We start from the raw sequence: 18150 nt of genomic DNA on the forward strand, positions 1-18150 counted from the left end.
CGGCTCAACAGTAAACAAAGCCTTCGCGTGGGTAGCGGCCGTGGCTGGCGATGTGGCCATGGTCCACGCGATTCCAGCCAAACCATGCACCCACTCCCGCCAGGACGGCGTCCAAAGCGTCTCCACCAGGATTGCTCAAGATCACCCGCCGCCGATGAGCTGATATTTGAATGATCTCTCGAAGCCCTCGGAGAATCAGTTGGCGGTTTCGAAGATGGACCGCGTCGATTGGCTTGTTCCCGGTTTGTTTGTATCGCTGGTGAGGCAGCTGCATTCGTTTCAAGGTCGACGAAGGGCAAGCCTCGACCACGATGCTGCGGATGGCTGTGGGAGCTTTGCCAGTCATCGAACGGGCGAGCTTGTTCACCTGGAATGGCATGACGGCGGACGTGGGTGAGTCTTTGATTGGCAGCAAGACGTCTCGCATGCCGTGAAACGTTTGGTAGATGATTCGGTAGTGATAGCAGTCAAATGGCGTTTGCGTTTCGCGATCGGTTTCACGACGAATGTGAATCGCACCGCATCTCTGGCGAGCCAGCTCGACCAGCGACCGGCCATAGCTTTTCGCGTCGCCTGAGTGCATCGCGACATGGTTCAGCTGATCGTCCCAGCTTCCCAGTTCCAGTTCGACGGGCAATCCAAATGGGAAATCCATTCCCCACAGAGCGTCCTCGCTGGCCACGATCCGATTTGTCAGCCACTGGTAGACGCACTCACGTTGGTCCTGCCCGGCGACCCGCCCGAGTGGTTGAAGATCCACCAGTTCCAGCGGCGGCGAAGTGGAGTCGCTGGACGAAACCTGAATTTCTGCGATCCAGGCGTTCTTTCCCGCCAAGGCTGCACCGCTGAAGTCGACGCCGAACACGGTTTGGAAGCAAACCTTGGCCCCAGAAGTGCAAAACATCGCTCCGTACGCGTCTCGCTTCACGTTGACCAAGTTTTGTTCTCCAGTGACAATTCGGTTACGGAAGTCTTCGAACCCATTTCGTTTTTCCCGCTGAAACTACCTCATGAGTACCGCCCCGTCGCAGCAACACGCCTCCGCCCAAGTTCCCGATCCCCGCGGGCGATTTGGCGATTTTGGTGGCCGTTTCGTTCCCGAGACACTCACGCGGGCACTCGATGAGCTTTCCGAAGAGTACGAGAAGGCCAAGCGGGACCCGGAATTCCAGCGTGAATTGGATGGATTGCTGAAGACCTTCGTCGGTCGCCCCAGCCCGCTGTATCACGCCAAACGGTTGTCGTCGGCGGTTGGTGGAGCCCAAATTTGGTTGAAACGCGAAGACCTCAACCACACCGGTGCTCACAAAATCAACAACACGATCGGGCAAGCGTTGCTGACGTTGCGAATGGGGAAAACCCGAGTGATCGCCGAAACGGGTGCCGGACAACACGGCGTGGCGTCGGCGACCGCTTGTGCGCACTTTGGTCTGCCCTGCACCGTTTACATGGGTGCGGAAGACATCCGGCGGCAGAAACCCAATGTGTTCAGCATGAAGTTGCTCGGTGCCAATATCTCGGCCGTCGAGTCCGGTTCGCGGACGCTGCGTGATGCCGTCAACGAAGCGATGCGAGACTGGATGTCTTCGGTTGAGGACACCCACTACATCATCGGCAGCGTGATCGGTCCGCACCCATTCCCGATGATGGTTCGCGATTTCCAATCGGTGATCGGTCGCGAAACCCGCGAGCAGTGCCGAGACACATTTGGGCGTTTGCCTGATTGCGTCGTCGCATGCGTCGGCGGTGGCAGCAACGCGGCCGGCATGTTCTATCCGTTTGTGGAAGACGAAGGTGTTCGAATGGTCGGTGTCGAAGCCGGCGGTCGATCAGCAACGCCCGGCGATCACGCGTCGCCATTGTCTTATGGAAACCCCGGTGTCTTGCACGGCAGTTACAGCTATGTGATGCAAGACGAGGATGGGCAAACGTGCGACGTCCATTCGATGAGCGCAGGGTTGGACTATCCCGGTGTTGGTCCAGAACACAGTTATTGGAAAGACACCAAACGCGTTGACTACATCGATTGTCGTGACGACGAGGCGTTGACCGCGTTTGAACGATTGGCATCCAGCGAAGGTATTCTCGCGGCACTTGAAACCTCACATGCGGTGGCCAAAGCCATCGAGATCGCGGGCAAGATGTCGGACCAAGAACACTTGGTGATTTGCTTGTCCGGCCGAGGCGACAAGGACTCGATGGAAATCGCTCGTCTTCGCGGCGAAGAGTGGTGAACCACTGAACCTCGTTGGTATTGGGGCGGTGATGCAGGCCTCGTGCTGACCCCTTGCCCACTCCATCTGCCCGTTTGACTCTTCTTCTCTGATTGTATGTCTGCCCAAGACCGTACCCTGGATCACTACCAGGAATTGATGACCATCAACGCGACTTCGCATGTGTTGCGAACCGGCCGTGAGCTCGGTTTGTTCGACGCGTTATTAGAAGGCCAAAAAACACTTGAAGTGTTAGCCGAACGAACCGGTTTGCCCGAGTCGCGATTGTTGCTGTTGCTGCGACCGCTGACATCAGTGGGCATCATCGAGAAGTACGCAGAGGACTACGCGATCTCTTCGGTGGCTCGATTGTTGTGCCAATACGACGCGGACCTGGGTGATGCGGTTTGGAAGAACGCTTCGGCAGCGTTGAAATCAGAATCGCAATCGTCGGTCGATACCGACGTGCCGCAAAGCCGATTTGATTCGATTGCTGCGACTCAGTGGGTGCACACTCCCGCGGCGATGCAGGCTGCTGAGATCTTGGACTTTGGTCCAACACCGGCAGAAGACGGCAGCGAGGAAGGGGAAGGCACGGTCTTAAGTTCTGAAGAATCAGAACCCCAAACCTTGCTCGACCTGGGATGTGGTTCGGCGGTTTGGAGCTGTGCGGCGGCTCATCGCGACCCGCAACTTCGTGTCACGTTGGTCGATCACCCCGGCGCTTTGGAAGCCGCCATGGCAACGGCCAATTCGATTGAATTGGGCGATCGCTTTGAATCTATCGAAGGCGACGCGCTCACAGCCGAACTTCCTGAGGGGCAGTTCGATCATGTTTTGATCGCTCAACGACTCAACAGCTACTCGCCTGATCAAATTCGTTTGATGTTGCAACGAGCGACATCCGCGGTGAAGCCGGGCGGTCGAGTGATCGTGATTGATTCATTCGAAGGACCGAACCGCCCAAGTCTGGCTGAGTCGATCGAAGCGTTGCGGATTGGGATCGAAACCGAAGGTGGTGCGGTACCCGAGCTGAAAGAGGCTCAGGAGCGAATGAAAGACGCCGGACTGGAGTCGATCCAGTTCACCTTCATCGCCGCCAGTCGTGTTGGTTTGGGACTGATGACCGGAATCAAGCCGTGATGGTTTCCAAGCCTTCGTCGCGAGGCACAAATACGTCGATCGGATCAGATCTGGGTGACGATCCTTGGTCGTGGTGGCGAGACCGAATGCCGGTGACCAAGCATTGGGCCTACTTTGATCATGCGGCCGTGGCTCCGATCAGTCAGCCCGCTGCGGAAGCCCTTCGTTCGTTCGCTGACGTTGCGGCGTCGCACGGGGACGTCCACTGGATGGATTGGTCCAACGCCGTCAATCAATTGCGAGACTTGACGTCGGATTTGATTCATTGCGAGAAGGAAGAAGTCACTTTGGTTCCCAACACCACCACGGGGATCAATTTGGTTGCCGAAGGATTGGATTGGAAACCCGGTGACAACATGGTTGTTCCGGAGGGCGAGTTTCCTAGCAACCTGTATCCGTGGCTGAACCAGCAATCTCGCGGCGTCGAGATTCGAATCGTTCCGCGTCGCGATGGACGCGTCGAAGTCGCTGACTTGATGGCTCAAGTCGATGATCGCACGCGATTGATCTCGGTCAGTTGGGTTGGTTACGCCAGCGGCTTTCGGGTGGATCTGGGTCACTTGGTGAAAGAAGCACATTCACGTGGTGTGCTCGTGTTCCTCGATGCGATCCAGGGTTTGGGCATGTACCCGCTCGACATGCGGAGTTGCGATGTCGACTTCGTTGCCGCGGATGGGCACAAGTGGTTGCTGGGACCCGAAGGAGCTGGGGTGGCGGTGATTCGTCAACGTCATCTGAATTCGCTTCGGTGTCCGACCGTGGGATGGAAGAGTGTTGAAAACGCTCACCTGTTCTCAGGATCCAAATTTGAGTTGCGTGAGGACGCATCTCGTTTCGAGGGCGGTTCGCTGAACCAATCGGGGATGATCGCGTTTGCGGCCAGTTTGCAAATGTTTACGGCGGTGTCGCAGCGATTCGGCGCCGATGCGATCGGAAATCGCGTTTTGGAACGTGCTCAGCGTCTTCGCTCGATGCTGACGCAGGCTGGTGCGAAGTTGCTGTTTGGGCCGTGGGATGAGACGCCTCACGCCAGTGCGATCACAACCTTCGAAGTGCCGGGGGAATCGCCCGATGATTTCCGCACTCGGGCACTCGATGCGGGCGTGGTGATCAGTTGTCGCGGTGGCGGCATTCGGGCTAGCGTTCATGTCTATAATGACGACGCGGATTTGCAACGATTGACCGATTTGGTCGCCTCGTCCCCCGCTGTTTCCTCTTCCAATCCAGCGCGGAGCTGATCTGTTTTGACTCTGAATTCCTCCCACACCGACGCTGGCGGGTTGTCGCATTCCATTGCGGTGTACACCGGGTCGTTCGATCCTGTCACGCTTGGGCATTTGCACATCATCGAGCGTGCTTCAAAGCTATTCGACACGTTGGTGGTCGGGATCGGCATCAATGCCGACAAGAAGTCTTTGTTCAACCCGGAAGAGCGCATTGAATTGGTGCAAACCATTTCAAATCACCTGCCCAATGTCCGTGTTCAAACCTTCGATGGTTTGGCGGTCGATTTTGTTCGTTCACTGGGGGCCGGCGTCATGGTGCGCGGTATCCGCCCGCTTACCGACATCGCTGGTGAGTTCACGATGATGATGGCCAATCGCCAGTTGGATGCGGATATCGAAACCGTGTTCTTGATGGCCGACGAACGGTTCGCGCACGTCAGTTCATCGTTGTTGAAACAGATTGCTGCACTCAGTGAGAACGACGATCACTTGGCGAAGTTTGTGCCTCGTCCCATCATTCCATCACTGCGGGCCAAGCTGGCTGCTCCATCCGTGTGATAGTTCCGGGGATCCAATTGATGTCCGGAAAATCAACACACTCAAAGTTGTCCCCGCCAACTCGCGCCCGGCAAGTTCGCACAGCGATGTCAGAGCAGTTGCCGCCATGGGGTGTTTTGGTGTTGGAGAGTCATCATGCTCCCGACTTTTCGATGCAATGGCGTGAGCACGCATTTGTCAAAATCGTTTACTTCCTCAGTGGCGCGGGGATGTTTCATTTGGATGAGCATGGCATTGAGTTCTCAGCGGGCGATGTATTTGTAATAGCACCGCATCAGCGGAATCGAATTTGCGATGGCGAAGGAACGCCGTCCAGTTTGTATGTCGGCTGCATCTGCGAGAACGTACTGAAGGCGGAGCCCGTCACCGCCGAAAAGATTGCTTCGGGCAAGCTGTCGGGCGGGAGTCGGCAAACGCATTTTGTCGCTTCAACGTTGCGGCGGATGGTTTACACGCAAGACTTGTCGTCGGCCTCGTGTGGCGTCGACATGATGATTGATGCTTGGCGTTTGCTTCGAGGCGTGACCGATTTCGATTGCAATCGAAAGGAAGGCAACGATGTGGCGGATCTCGAGCCGAACGGTGTTGCCCAGACGTCTGATGTGGAGGTCGTCCAGCAATACATCGATGAGTTGCAGACATCATTCTTGGAAGCAACCACGATCGATGCCGCCGCAAACCAACTCAATTTGTCTCGCCGCACCTTCACCCATCTTTTTCGTGAATTAACGGGCACCACTTGGTTGCGGCGAGTGCGAGAACTCGGAATCGAACACGCCAAAAAACTGTTGCAAGAAACCGATTTGCCGATCGCGTCGGTTGCCTTCGAATCCGGTTTCGCTGACCTGTCGACCTTCTATCGAAGATTCACATCCATGGTCGGCCAGTCACCAGCCGCCTATCGCCAGCAGACTAATACAGATGTCTGAGACCGAAATTTGAGGCGGCTTCCGTCTATTGTTGGGAAGACTTCTCGCCGCATGATCGACGACGGCCACGTCCGGGGCGGCATTGTGTTGTTCTGCAACGTTCGCAGCGTTTCCACTTCGAGCTAAACAGCGAGCGAAGTTCAAGTGTTGGAAGGTAAGTGTGGCATAGGCTTCTGGGCTGTGTTCCGCGCAATCACAGGCTGGAAGCCTTTTTGTACCCCACATCTTTTGGGAGCCGCTTGCGTTAGGAATACAGACGTTTTGAAGCCAAGCATCCCTTGCCCAAAAACCATTAGTGTTCGATCAGCGGAGATTAGTGTTCCCTTGGTCGCTCTGGCGGAACACTAATCCACTCTGATCGGACACTAATCTTTGGTGTTTCGAGATGTGGGGTATAAAAAGGCTGGAAGCCTACGCCACTTGTTTTCCGCTCCGTCCTAAGGACGTCGGCTCATCCCGAGGCGAATTTGCGTGAACGGCTTCAGAAGAGTTGTTGTTGATAATTCGGAGGCGAAGCCTCGAAACAATCACGGTGAGAACACGTCAAACAGCGTGTCGGGAGGCGAGAGACTCTCGTCTGGCTTTTTCGGCGATGCTTTGGGGGACGCCTTTTTCCGCGCAGGTCTCTTCTTTGGTTTTGGATCTGAAGTGGCCGGTCTAGCGGATGACCCGGATGCGGTTGAGCTGGCTTCTCCTAGCCGGTGAACGTGGTAGCCGTCATCGGGAAGCGTTTCGGACGCCAAGTCGACCAAGTGATCGTGGTGCGTGAACAAGATGACTTGGGTGGTGGTGGAGAGTTCCGAGAACACCTTCAGTGCCGCTGCGGCGCGGCGATCGTCGAGCTGGATCAAGCAATCGTCGATGATCAGCGGGATTGCATTGGCGTGGGCCAACTGGTGTTTTAGCGACGCCAAACGCAACGCCAGATACAAGGCATCCGCAGTTCCCGTGCTCATGCGGTTGGCCGGCACGTCGATTCCATCTCGTACGCCAAAGAGCGATGGTTTGTCGCCTTCTCCGTAGTCGACTCGCAACGATTGATATTCGTCACAGGTCAGTGTCGCGAAAAAGGATTCTGCCTCGCGCAGCACTGGTTCTTGGTTTTGATTGCGATAATGTTCCATGGCCCGTTGCAAGATCGCCGCCGCCAATCGCAGACGGATGTACTCTTCCGATTCCCGCTGGAGTTTTCCAAGTGAGAATTGCATTTGCTGCGAGAGTTTGGACGCCTCACTGCTTCCGTTGATGGCGTCCAGTCTTTGATTCAGACTCCAAAGCTCTTTTTGAGACGCCGAGAGTCTTTCGTCCAGTTCGCTTTTCTTGTCAGTCAGCTGCTTAAGTTCTTCGGCGATCATCGCCGGTTGTTGACCCTGCAAGGATTCGATGAACGATTCGCGATCCTGGCCGCTTGCCCAATGATCGAGTTGAGATTGCAGGTCCTCAACCTTGGACTGCGCGAGGATGCGGCGACGGCTGCGTTCTTCCACGTCGCCCAGTTCTTCCGGAGCAGAACAATGAGCTTCATCGAAAAGTTGTTGTTGCGTGATTGCGAGTCGCTCCAACTGCTCGTTGGCATCCGCGAGTTCACGTTCGCGTTGGCTGAGCTGCTGTTGAACTTCGTCTCGAGCGCTGCGAGCACGTTGTTCCCGTTGCAAACGCTCGTGCGCCGAGTTAATCGTCTCAGCCAGTTCGGTCAAGCCGGCGGTGTCGCCTGAAGGAATGGTCGAGGAGTTTGCGACAACGTCCGGTGAGTCCAACGAATCACGCAGCCGGATCGCTCGTCGGACAAAGGCATCGGTTTCTTTGCTAATCGATGCGATGCGAAGCGAGATGTCGTCCCGTTGCTTCTTTTGACCGATCAACTGTGTGATCGAGTCCATCATCGACAATGCGTCTTGCGGAGCGGGTTTGGTTGTCAGTTTGAGCGATGCCGTCAGTTCGTCCCACTGTTGGTCCCAAGAATCCAGGGCACTCTGTCGACGTTGCAGTTTGGATTCTAAGCCGGGAATCTCAGTTCGGCATTCGTTGCGTTTGTTTTCACGCTGTTCGCGAAGTTTGAGTTGTTGAGCGTGCTCTGCACGTTGGGTCAACGCCACGTCATGCAATCGCGAAAGATTGGTGCTGGTTTGTTCTAGTGAATCCTTTGATGAGTTGTCGGAGCCTACCATCTCCAACGCTTGTTGCAGACGTGAAATGGCTTGTCGCAGTTGAGCGTGTGATTGATCACGTTCGGCGATTGCGGTTTGCAACTCGGCAAAGTGTTCAATCAATTTTTGGTGATCGGAAATCCAGCTCCGCATGGTGTCGGGATCACTTGCTGGGACGCCAGCCGCTTGCCAGATGGATTGCCAGTTTTCTTGGGCTTGGGCCAGTGATGCTTGCGCGGTGGCAAGCACGGAGTCGTGCTCGGACAATTGCCGACGCAGTTGGTCCAGGTTGTTCTGAGCAGCTTGTCGTCGATAGATCGACTGGTGTTGCGACTGGAAAATGTCCGCGATCGAATCGGCGCGATGGATCGCCAGTTCGGCTGCGGCAAGCTGCGCGGCCCATTGGTCGGCGGAGGTTGTGCCCGCGTCTTGCTTCATTGCATCAATGATTTTATCGCGATGCTGGCGGGCGTCGCGAAGATCTTCGGGCGTGGGAAGGTCGCCTGCGTCCGCGTTCAGCGAGGCGATTTTTTCTTCCGCGTTAGCGAGTGTTTGTTGAAGTTCCTGGCCACGTTGCTGGCACAACATGACTTCTTTGCCAGCCCGATCGAGGTCCTGCGTCAAATCCGTCAATTGCGACTGCGTTGGCAGCGAAAGTTCCACAGCGGACTGAATCGCGTCGTCATCGCTGGATGGATCCAGTTTCAATCGACGATGAATGGTCTGGCATTCGCGAGCCAGTTTTTCGACTTGCGATTGTTCTCGGCGTGCCGCTTCGATCCAGCGTTCGGGGGCACCCATTTCATCGAGGGTGCGGTCGAGCAATTGGAACTGCGTTGGTGTTTTAGATTCGGCCAACGCTTCCTCGGCCAACGTCAGTTCCCGTTTGGCTTGGTCGAGCTGATCCGAGGCGTCATCGCGTTGTTGGACCAGTTTTTCGTATTCGCTCGCCAGTCGTTGAATCTTGGCTCGTTGTGACTCACTGATTTGCAGCGAGTCGACTTGTTGCATCAACGCATCGGGATCAGTTACCTGTTGGTCAAATTCCTGCGGGACTTCACCGAAAGCGAGGTCATGGAGTTGCGAACGCATCTCTCGTTCAAGGACCGCCAGTGATTGTCGCAGGGTTTCCTTTTCTCCCTCGGCTTTTTCTCGCCCTGGGAGTTCTCGATAAAGCGTGACGATTTCGCTCTCGAACAGTCCGATGGATTCATCGTGTCCGAGTTGTTTCAGTTGCTCGGTAAGAGCGGCATGGTTTTGTTGCAGAGTTTGCAGCAAACGGATGGTCGATTTTTGTTCTTGTTCCCATTCGCGTCGTCGATCTGGGAAGTCATCCGAAAGCATGGGGGCGTCTTGCACGCTAGACAATTCTTGCGTCGCCGTTTTCCAGCGTGGGATCAACGGCAAGGCTTGTTCGGCCGATTTCAGTTGAGCGATTTGTTGGGCGAGTGATTGGGATTCTTCTCGCCAACTTTGGATTTGGGTTTCCTTTTCGGCCAGTTGCTTTTGCAAGTCTGCGAATTCAGCCGGTGGGACTTGCGCTTCGCGTAGCCGACGACGCATCTCGTCGAGTTCTTGCAGACTGTTGTTGATCGTGGGCGTTTTGCCAGTGCGTTTGAAGCGTTCGCTGGCTTCGGAGTCGAGCTGTTCATAGATTTCGCGAAGGCGTCCGATGCCGGCTCCCGCCGAGAATAGGATTTCGCCGAGTTCGCCTTCGCCTCGTAGGATTTGTTCGCCGCCAAGCAACAATTCTTCGTGCGACAAACCAAATCGCGAGCGAAAGGTGGCTTCGTCGATTCCGCCGAGCATCTGTGCTAATTCGGAGTCGGCGATTTCAGCTTGGTCGTCCGCTCCACGCAGCGTGTTTTTGCGACCACGACGCCGAATGCACTCGAGAACTTTTTGAGTGCCGGTTCCATCACTGGAAAATGATGTTAGACGCCCGCCAACGCGGAGTTTTGCCGCCGGATGCAGGAAGGCATCGTCGGCGCGAGTGGCCATTCCAAACAACCAAGACGAGATGGCGCGCAGGCTGGTTGATTTACCCGATTCGTTGGGGCCGACGATCAGGTGGAACCGGTTTGGGCCGGCGGAAAGATCGAGGCTGCGGTTGGTGATGTGACCAAAGGCGATCAGGTCCAAGCGTTCGATGATCATCGTTTGCCTCCTTGCAGTCGGGCGAGCAGTTCTGTCGTTGCTGCTTCGATCCATTCATGACGTTCTTCCGTGTTGTCCAAGCGGATTGGGGCTTGGTCGCCGCTGAACTCGGTTGGCAGCTTTTTCAGCAGAGGCGAAAGTTCGTTGGCCATCCATTCTGAGTCGCCTCCACTTGATTTGAGCTCTTCGACGACGGACAGGATGCTTTGCAGCGGGCCTTCTTGATTCGCATCGTGTTGTTCGGTGTTGGAACGATCGGCTTCGGCCGAGGTTTTGATCTTCAATCGTTCCAGCCAAACCTGTCCGTGGCCGTGAGTGACGGAAGTGGCTCGCAGCGACGCTTCCAGGTTGGATTGTTCACGCATCCATTGGTGATGCAGGCGTGATTCGCCCGACAAGATGACTCGGGTGACAAGCAACCGGTCCTCCGCCAGTTGAAGTTGGTCGTTCATCCAGTCTTCGTAGGCGTCCATCAATTCATCGGTGTGTGACCATTCGCCCGCGTTGGCATCGAACGTTTCGAAGCGAACGACGTCGAGTGGGACGAACCGACGTTGGGTTTGGTTGCGAGCGTCGACGTCGACCAAGATGCAACCTTTCGGTCCCGATTCGCGAATGTGTCGGCCTTGGATGTTGCCGCTGAAGACAACCGGTGCGGTGCCTTTGATTTGATGTTCGCCGCGCAAGTGGATGTGGCCGAGTGCCCAGTAGTCGTAGCCTTTGTCGGCCAGTTGTTGCGGGGAACAGGGAGCGTAGGGATCGTGACCGTCCAAGCCCGACAAACCGGTGTGCAGGATGCCGAGGTTGAACATGCCGCCGATCGGTGAGGGGTATTCAGCGGCCATGTCACCGGTTTCGGCTCGCTTGGCATAGGATCGGCCGTGGATCACGATGCCGAGGTCTTCGAGAACTCGTTGGTCGACTTTCTTTTCGCTGAGCAGAATGTCGGAGCCGTCGGGGTTCTTTGGCAGCGGCAGGTTCGACGTCATTTTGTTGGCGGCGTCGTGGTTGCCACGGATGACGGCGACGTGAATTTTTTCGTTGACCAAGCGGGTGGCTTGTTTGACAAAGAACAAACCGGTGTTTTGATCGGGCCAATCCCCGTCGTAGAGGTCGCCCGCGATGACGACCAAGTCGACTTGTTCTTCAATCGCCAAGTCCGTCATGTTTTCGAGTGCCCGCCGGGATGCCTCGCGAATTTCGTCGACGGGAGCGTCTTCGTAGGCGTCGAGTTTCTGCAGGGGGCTGTCCAGATGAATGTCGGCGGCGTGAAGGATGCGGCGGTGACTCAAAGGGCTTCCTGCGGGCGGGGTGAGTGGCGGGCGAGTTGGGGACGACGACGTCGTGTCAGACGGCTAGACTGAACGTCATGATAACGCACCATGTTCGAATCGGCTTCGCGGGGGAAATCTATCTGGCTCGTGCCGAGCGACGGATCGAACGTGGCCGACGTGTGTTGGTGCGGACACCACGTGGCGTGGAATTGGCCGAAGTGTTGTCGGTTTGCGACGATGACGGCACGCCAACCACGCTAGAGATTCTCCGGCCGACCACGCACAACGACGATCTTCTGATCGAGCGTTTGCAGCGGCACAAGGTTCGCGCGGTTCGGGAATGCCAAGCGATTTTGGCGGAAAGTGAATCGTCAGCGGTGTTGCTGGACGTCGACCAATTGTTCGACGGCGGGACGCTGGTGCTGCACTTTTTAGGGGAACCGGATGCTCTTGGCCGCGAGCTGACCGATGCGATCGTTCGCCGCTACGAATCCGAAGTCAAGAGCATCGAGCTGAGTGATTTGATGCAGACCGGGTGTGGCCCGGGATGCGGCACCGCCGACGCCGGTGGATGCGGCGGCGGGTGTTCATCGTGCAGCGGTTGTGGCATCGCTTCAGCGAGACAAAAACAACCGCTTGGATAGGACACGTGGGGCTCGGATCTCAAGTGCGACTTGATCGTCTTCGTCCGGATCGCCATTGCCCGGCACACTGTCGACGTCGAACTGATCGGTTTGCGTGACTTCGGCGTTCAACGTTTTTAACCCGCGAGTGTCGACGCGTGCGGTCAAAACCAATTGAACGCTTGCACCGGACGCCAAGGGGCCGATGTTCCACTGACCCGTCGCGGGGTCGTAAGATCCTTGTTGTGGTGAAGCTGGCGGAACCAACGTCAATCCATCGGGGAGCAACGATTCGACGACGACGCCGGTAGCATCTGAAACACCGTCGGCGTTGGCCGCGGTCAACGTGATCGTGATGATGTCATCGACCTCGGGTTCCAAGTTGTCCACCGCAGCGGTGACGCTGATGTCGACGACTTGAGGAGTGACCTCGACCGACGCGAGATCGTCTTCATCACCATTGGCATTGCCCGGCGTGCTGTCAGGGTCGATTTGATCGGACTGGATGATTTCGGCGACGTTGGTCACTGAACCGGACTGTTCGACGATGGCATTGATTTGCAAGGTCGCGGATTGGTTGGGTTCCAATCGTGCGAGTGTCCAAAGTCCCGTTAGGGCATCGAAGGTGCCTTGCGTTGGCGTTGCATCTTGGAAGTTCAATGTGCGCGGCAAAATGTCACGAACCACCACGTTGGTCGCTGGATCGTTGTTCGCGTTCGTGATGGTGACCAAGTACTGAATCGTGTCGCCGCGATTGGGGTTGAAAATGTCGACGGATTTGGTCAACGAAAGATCGGCACGGGCGATCATCAGAATCGCCGAGTCAGCATCGTCTTCGTTGACGTCACCGTTTCCAAACACGCTGTTGCGGTCAGGTTGGTCGGCGGAGATGACTTCCGCAAAGTTGGTGATGCCATCGCGAAGGATGTCGTCGGTGACCGCGTCTCGGTTTACCGACGCGTTCAGTGTCAGCGTGACCGACTCGTTGCTGGGGATGCTTGGGATCGACCAAGTGCCCGACTGTGGGTTGTAGCCTCCGTTCGCGGTCGATGACGAAACAAAGATCAGCCCGGCGGGCAGCGAGTCAGCGATCTCGACATTGGTGGCTGTCGTTGGGCCGGTGTTGGAAACGGTCAATTCAAATTCGACCGGATCGTCCAAGTCAAAACGGGTGCCGTCAACGGTTTTGCTGAGAGCCAAATCGATCAATTGTGCTTGGACGTCCACCGAGGCTCGGTCGTCTTCGGCTGGGTCGGTATCGCCATTGCCCGGTGTGCTGTCGGGGTCGCGTTGGTCGCTGGCCATGATCTCCGCCACGTTGGTTTGCAACGATTCGGAGTTCACATTCGCGGTCAAAGTCAGGGTCGCGGTCTGCCCTGATTCCAGTTCGTCGATCATCCAAATTTCGGTGACGGGCGAGTAGGTGCCGTCGGATGTGGTTTGGTCGGTGAGGTCCATTCCGGCGGGCAAAAAGTCTCGGACTCGAATTCCGGTGGCTGGGTCAGGGCCGCTGTTGCGAACGGTGATTGTGAAGGTGACCTCATCGCCAAAGTTGGGCGAGGCGTTGTCGACGGTCTTGGTCAGTGAAAGGTCGGCGTTGGCGAGGGTGACGATTGCCGCGGCGGTGTCGTCTTCGCCATCATCCAGTCCACTGTCAGGGACACTGTCCCGGTCTGCTTGATCGGCCGCGATCACTTCGGCACGGTTTTCCAGCGTTTCGACATCGCCGATCGTGCCGGTCAATTCCAGCGTGGTTTCTTCGCCAGACGCCAAATTACCGACGGTCCAAAGTCCGTTTGCGGAATTGAACGCACCGGCGGGTGAAGAGGATGTGAAGGTGTAACCATCGGGCAATGAGTCACGAACGATGATTCCTGTCGCATCGTCGGGTCCATCATTGCGAAGCGTCAGCGTGAAGGTGACTTCGCCGTTGATGGCGGGGCGTTGAGGGGAAGCGGTTTGTGTGAGGGAGAGATCGATGACCGGCGTGGTGATGCTCGCGCTGGCTTGGTCATCTTCTGCCGCGACGTTGTTGTCGGGCGTCGAGTCGATGTCGTCTTGATCAACCGAAGCGACTTCGGCGGTGTTGGTTTGCGTTCCGACTTGATCGACAATCGCGAACAGCGTCAATGTCGCGGTGGCGTCGTCGGCCAACGAGTCGATGGTCCACTCGCCCGTGTCGGAATCGTAGGAACCGTCGCTGAGCGAATTCGATTCGTAAGTCATTCCCGCGGGAAGCAAGTCGCGGACGACGATGTTGGTCGCTGTGTCTCTTGTGGTCGCGGTTTCGCCATCGTTGGTCAATGTGATCGTGAAAGCGACGCGATCACCAACGTTGGGGGCCGGGTTGTCGACGGTCTTTTCCAGCGACAAGTCGATGAACTCGACGCGGGCGGTCACGCTGGCTTGATCGTCTTCGTCGGGTTCGTTGTTGTCAGGCGTGCTGTCCGAGTCGACTTGTCCCGCCGCGATGACTTCGGTGCGGTTGGTGATCGTCGGTGAGTCGGCCGTCACGTTGTTGTTGACGCGAGCATTGATGGTCAACGTGGCGGAGCCGGATGGGGCCAACTCGCCGACTGTCCAGCGACCGCTGGACGAATTGAAGCTGCCGGTCGTCGGTGTGGCATCGATGAAGGTCAGCCCGGCGGGCAAGTTTTCTTCGACGATGACTCCGGTGGCGGTGTCCAAGCCTTCATTGCGGACGACGATTTCGTACTGGATCGTTTCGCCCAATCGGGGCGTGGGATTGTCGACGGTTTTGAACAGTTCCAGATCGATCTGTTCGGCCTGCACGCTGGCGTCCGCTTGGTCATCTTCGTCGATCAATCCGTTGCCCGGCGTGCTGTCAGGATCGGGAAGCGTGGCTTGAATGATCTCGGCCGAGTTGGTCAGTGTGCCTCGTGAAAGCGTTGTCGCGACAATTTCGAGTGTTGCGAATGAGGGGGCTGCGGTACCAGAATCAGCGTCCAGTTCCGGGACGGTCCAGCGGCCAGTGGTTTCATCGTAGTCGCCGATCGAAGCGGTGGCTTCGACGAATTCCAATCCCGCGGGCAGCGTGTCCAAAACGATGAACTGCCCTGAGGGATCTCCGCTGTCGTGGCGAGCTGTGATGGTGAAGGTCACATTTTCGCCGACGTCTGCATTGGCGTTGTCAACGGTTTTGGTGAGCGACAAATCGGCTTGCGCGGGAGTGATGACGCTGGACGCTTGGTCGTCTTCGCTGGCGTCTTGGTTGTCAGGCGTGCTGTCGGGATCGAACTGGGCCGCCTGGGTGATTTCCGCGGTGTTGGTGATGGAAGCGAACAGATCGCTGCGGCCAGGATCCAGAATCGCGGTGAGGGTCAGCGTTTCGCTCGCTCCTGCGGCCAGCGAATCGACCGTCCATGTTCCAGTCGCGTCGACATGGGTGCCCGCGGTGACTTGTGCATCTTGAAGAATCAACCCGGCCGGCAGCAGGTCGGTGACTTGGATGTTGGTCGCCGTTGTGATGGGAATCGCTGCGCTGGTTTCGGCATTGGACAACGTGATCGTGTAGGTGATCGAGTCGCCAGGTTCGGGACGCGACGGGGTGACGGTCTTGGTCAGTTGCAAATCGATCGCGTTGGGCGTCAAGGTCGCCGCATCGGTGTCGTCTTCGGTCGAAGGACCCGCACCAGGGGTGCTGTCCGGGTCGCTCTGGTCCGACGCCGTGATGGTGGCCGAGTTGGTTTTGATCCCGAGGCTGTCGACGCGAGCAATGATTTGCAGGGTTGGCATCGCCGGGATCGGGTTGCCAGGGTTGGGAGCGGTCACGTCGCCAACGGTCCAAAGTCCCGTGTCTGGATCGTACGTTCCCGAGGAGGTCACATCGCTGATGTAAGTCAAACCGCTTGGGAGGCTGTCCTGGACTCGTACGCCGGTCGCGTTGTTGGGACCTTCGTTGTCGACTGTGATTGTGAAGGTCACGTTCTCGCCGACCGTGGGGGACTCGTTTGAGACGGTCTTCGTCAGCGAAAGGTCTGCGACGGGTGTTTGGATGAGGACTTCGTCTTGGTCGTCCTCATCAATCAAGTCATTGTTAGGAGTGCTGTCGCGATCTGTTTGGGCGACCGCCAAGACTTCCGCCACATTGGTGAAGTCGCCCGCTTGGTCAACTCGCGCGACCAATTGCAGTGTTGCCAGTCCGCCGACATCGAGCGATGGGATCGACCACCGATTCGTTGTTGTGTTGAAGGAGGTGCCGGCGCTGGGCGTGTTGCTGACCAGCGACAATCCCGCAGGCAATCGGTCTTCGATCAAGATGCCGGTTGCGGTGCTGAGCGTCGCGTCGGTGGCCGTGTCGAGCGATGAGTTCTGCAGTGTGAGAGTGAATGTGATCTCGTCACCAACGTTGGGTTGGCTGTCGGAAACCGCTTTGGACAATTGCAAGTCAACTCGTGTCGCGGTCACGGTCGCCGCGTCTTGATCGTCGTCGGCCAGCACGTTGTTGTCGCGAGGACTGTCTGCGTCGAGTTGCTCCGCCGCCGTGATTTCCGCGACGTTGGTTTGTGGATCCAAGCTGTCCAGTTGCCCGGTCAGACGCAGCGTTGCCGTCGCTCCCACGGCGAGATTTGGGATGGTCCAAAGTCCCGTGCCGGGGGTGAAGGTTCCCGTGGAGGTTGTTCCGGTCGTGTTGATGATTCCCGCGGGGATGCGGTCGGTCACAACGATACCGGTTGCTGGATCGGGGCCGTTGTTTGTGACCACCACATCGAACACCACATTCTGGTTCAATGTTGGTTCCGTGGTGATCAACGTCTTGGTCAATTCCAAGTCCGCTTCGCCCGCGTTGTCGATGTTCTGGATGATAATGGTGGGGCCAACGGTGCCAAGCAAATCCGCGATCGCGTCGTAGTCGGGGCCGCCGCTGACTTCGAGTTCAATCGCACCGATTTGAGTCAGGTCCGCACCGCTTCCGCTGACTGCTTGGAAGTCACTGAACGGGATGTACTCCACCGAGGTGGGCTGCGTTGGCAGAGCGGGGATGGTCAGCGTGGCTTGGCTGACCAGAGTCCTGCTGCCCGCGATTCCGTCGTCGCTATAAAGCCGGATCACAGCCGTGCCACTGGTCACCGATCCAATGACAAATCGCAATCCAGTCGCGGAACCACCGCTGGTCAGATCGATCGCTCCCAAGCCATCGTCGTCGACGGTTGCGGCGTCATCGTCGGCACCGTCCCAGATGACCGAGCGGCTTCCGTCGGCGAATCCGTTGGCATCGAAGCTGAGCAAGTTGGGCGAGACGGCTTGGTTGACGCCAATGGCAACCGTTCCAATGTCGCCCGTGCCGCCTTGAGTCTTGTCGACGATCAAATCTCGCGAACCGCCGATGGCTTCGGCGGCGGCTTGCGAGGACGTCACCGGGGTCCCATCGGTGACCGTGTCTTCGACGCTTTGAGTGGTTTGGAACGAGTCGATAGTTTGAAAGGCTTGCCCGGCAACCTGGGTCGAGTTGACGGTGATCAACGGCGAGATCTGTTGCTGCAGCGTGCGACCGTTGACGGTTTGAGCGGGCTGGAAAACGAAGTACGAACCCGCGGTGACGCCGGTGAACTGATAGTTGCCGCTGGGATCCGCCATGGCCATGTTGACTTCAACGTCCCCCGTATCGGGCTCAAACACCCCATCGCCATCATCGCGGAACAGATCCAGAGCAACGTCTTCGAAATCGCCTCCAATGAAGCTATCCGTGACTTGCCCACGGATCGTCACCAAATCAGAAGCCACCGCCAACAACCGCCGACTTTCAAGTGACTCCAGCAGTAACCGACGTCTGCCTCTGCGAGTGCACTTTGGGGCACTGTCGTTCATCCGTGAATAGCGGCTTGGGAATCTCATCGTCAATGCTTTTCTGGGGGATCT

General features: G+C 57.1%; 10 protein-coding genes. 6 read left to right on the forward strand and 4 right to left on the reverse strand.

The window, feature by feature from the left end; all coding sequences use genetic code 11:
- Positions 1-4: 4 nt before the first annotated feature.
- Positions 5-937: a hypothetical protein gene (locus RB_RS22015; RefSeq protein WP_011122860.1), complete on the reverse strand. Its 933-nt coding sequence runs from the start codon at positions 935-937 to the stop codon at positions 5-7.
- A 73-nt stretch (positions 938-1010) separates the two neighbouring features.
- Between RB_RS22015 and trpB the strand changes: the two genes are divergently transcribed.
- The 5 genes from trpB (at position 1011) to RB_RS22040 (ending at position 6069) form a co-directional block, all read left to right on the forward strand.
- On the forward strand, positions 1011-2234 hold the full coding sequence (gene trpB / locus RB_RS22020; protein ID WP_007324127.1) for a tryptophan synthase subunit beta: 1224 nt from the start codon (positions 1011-1013) through the stop codon (positions 2232-2234).
- 96 nt (positions 2235-2330) lie between these two features.
- A complete protein-coding gene (locus RB_RS22025; protein WP_011122861.1) occupies positions 2331-3356 on the forward strand; it encodes a class I SAM-dependent methyltransferase in 1026 nt (341 codons plus the stop codon).
- On the forward strand, positions 3356-4594 hold the full coding sequence (locus RB_RS22030) for an aminotransferase class V-fold PLP-dependent enzyme (protein ID WP_164922354.1): 1239 nt from the start codon (positions 3356-3358) through the stop codon (positions 4592-4594). The genes RB_RS22025 and RB_RS22030 overlap by 1 nt, the downstream gene beginning before the upstream one ends.
- A 6-nt stretch (positions 4595-4600) precedes the next feature.
- Positions 4601-5140, forward strand: a complete 540-nt coding sequence (gene coaD, locus RB_RS22035; protein ID WP_011122863.1) for a pantetheine-phosphate adenylyltransferase — start codon at positions 4601-4603, stop codon at positions 5138-5140.
- Positions 5137-6069, forward strand: a complete 933-nt coding sequence (locus RB_RS22040) for an AraC family transcriptional regulator (protein ID WP_011122864.1) — start codon at positions 5137-5139, stop codon at positions 6067-6069. The genes coaD and RB_RS22040 overlap by 4 nt, the downstream gene beginning before the upstream one ends.
- A 527-nt stretch (positions 6070-6596) precedes the next feature.
- Here the strand turns inward: RB_RS22040 and RB_RS22050 are convergent.
- Together RB_RS22050 and RB_RS22055 are read right to left on the reverse strand one after the other, a co-directional pair.
- Entirely contained in the window at positions 6597-10373 is a 3777-nt protein-coding gene (locus RB_RS22050; RefSeq protein WP_164922355.1) for a YhaN family protein, read from the reverse strand.
- Positions 10370-11665 carry a metallophosphoesterase family protein gene (locus tag RB_RS22055; protein ID WP_011122868.1) on the reverse strand — a complete coding sequence of 432 codons (1296 nt, stop codon included), beginning with the start codon at positions 11663-11665 and terminating at the stop codon, positions 10370-10372. Before RB_RS22055 ends, RB_RS22050 begins: the two co-directional genes overlap by 4 nt.
- A gap of 77 nt (positions 11666-11742) precedes the next feature.
- Here RB_RS22055 and RB_RS22060 point away from each other — a divergent pair, with 77 nt between their 5' ends.
- Complete coding sequence (locus RB_RS22060) at positions 11743-12291, forward strand: hypothetical protein (protein WP_007324135.1); 549 nt, start codon at positions 11743-11745, stop codon at positions 12289-12291.
- Here the strand turns inward: RB_RS22060 and RB_RS22065 are convergent.
- Positions 12262-18099, reverse strand: a complete 5838-nt coding sequence (locus RB_RS22065; RefSeq protein WP_164922995.1) for a DUF11 domain-containing protein — start codon at positions 18097-18099, stop codon at positions 12262-12264. The genes RB_RS22060 and RB_RS22065 overlap by 30 nt on opposite strands.
- Positions 18100-18150 lie beyond the last annotated feature (51 nt).

The sequence above is a fragment of the Rhodopirellula baltica SH 1 genome, assembly GCF_000196115.1.
Classification (GTDB): Bacteria; Planctomycetota; Planctomycetia; order Pirellulales; family Pirellulaceae; genus Rhodopirellula; species Rhodopirellula baltica.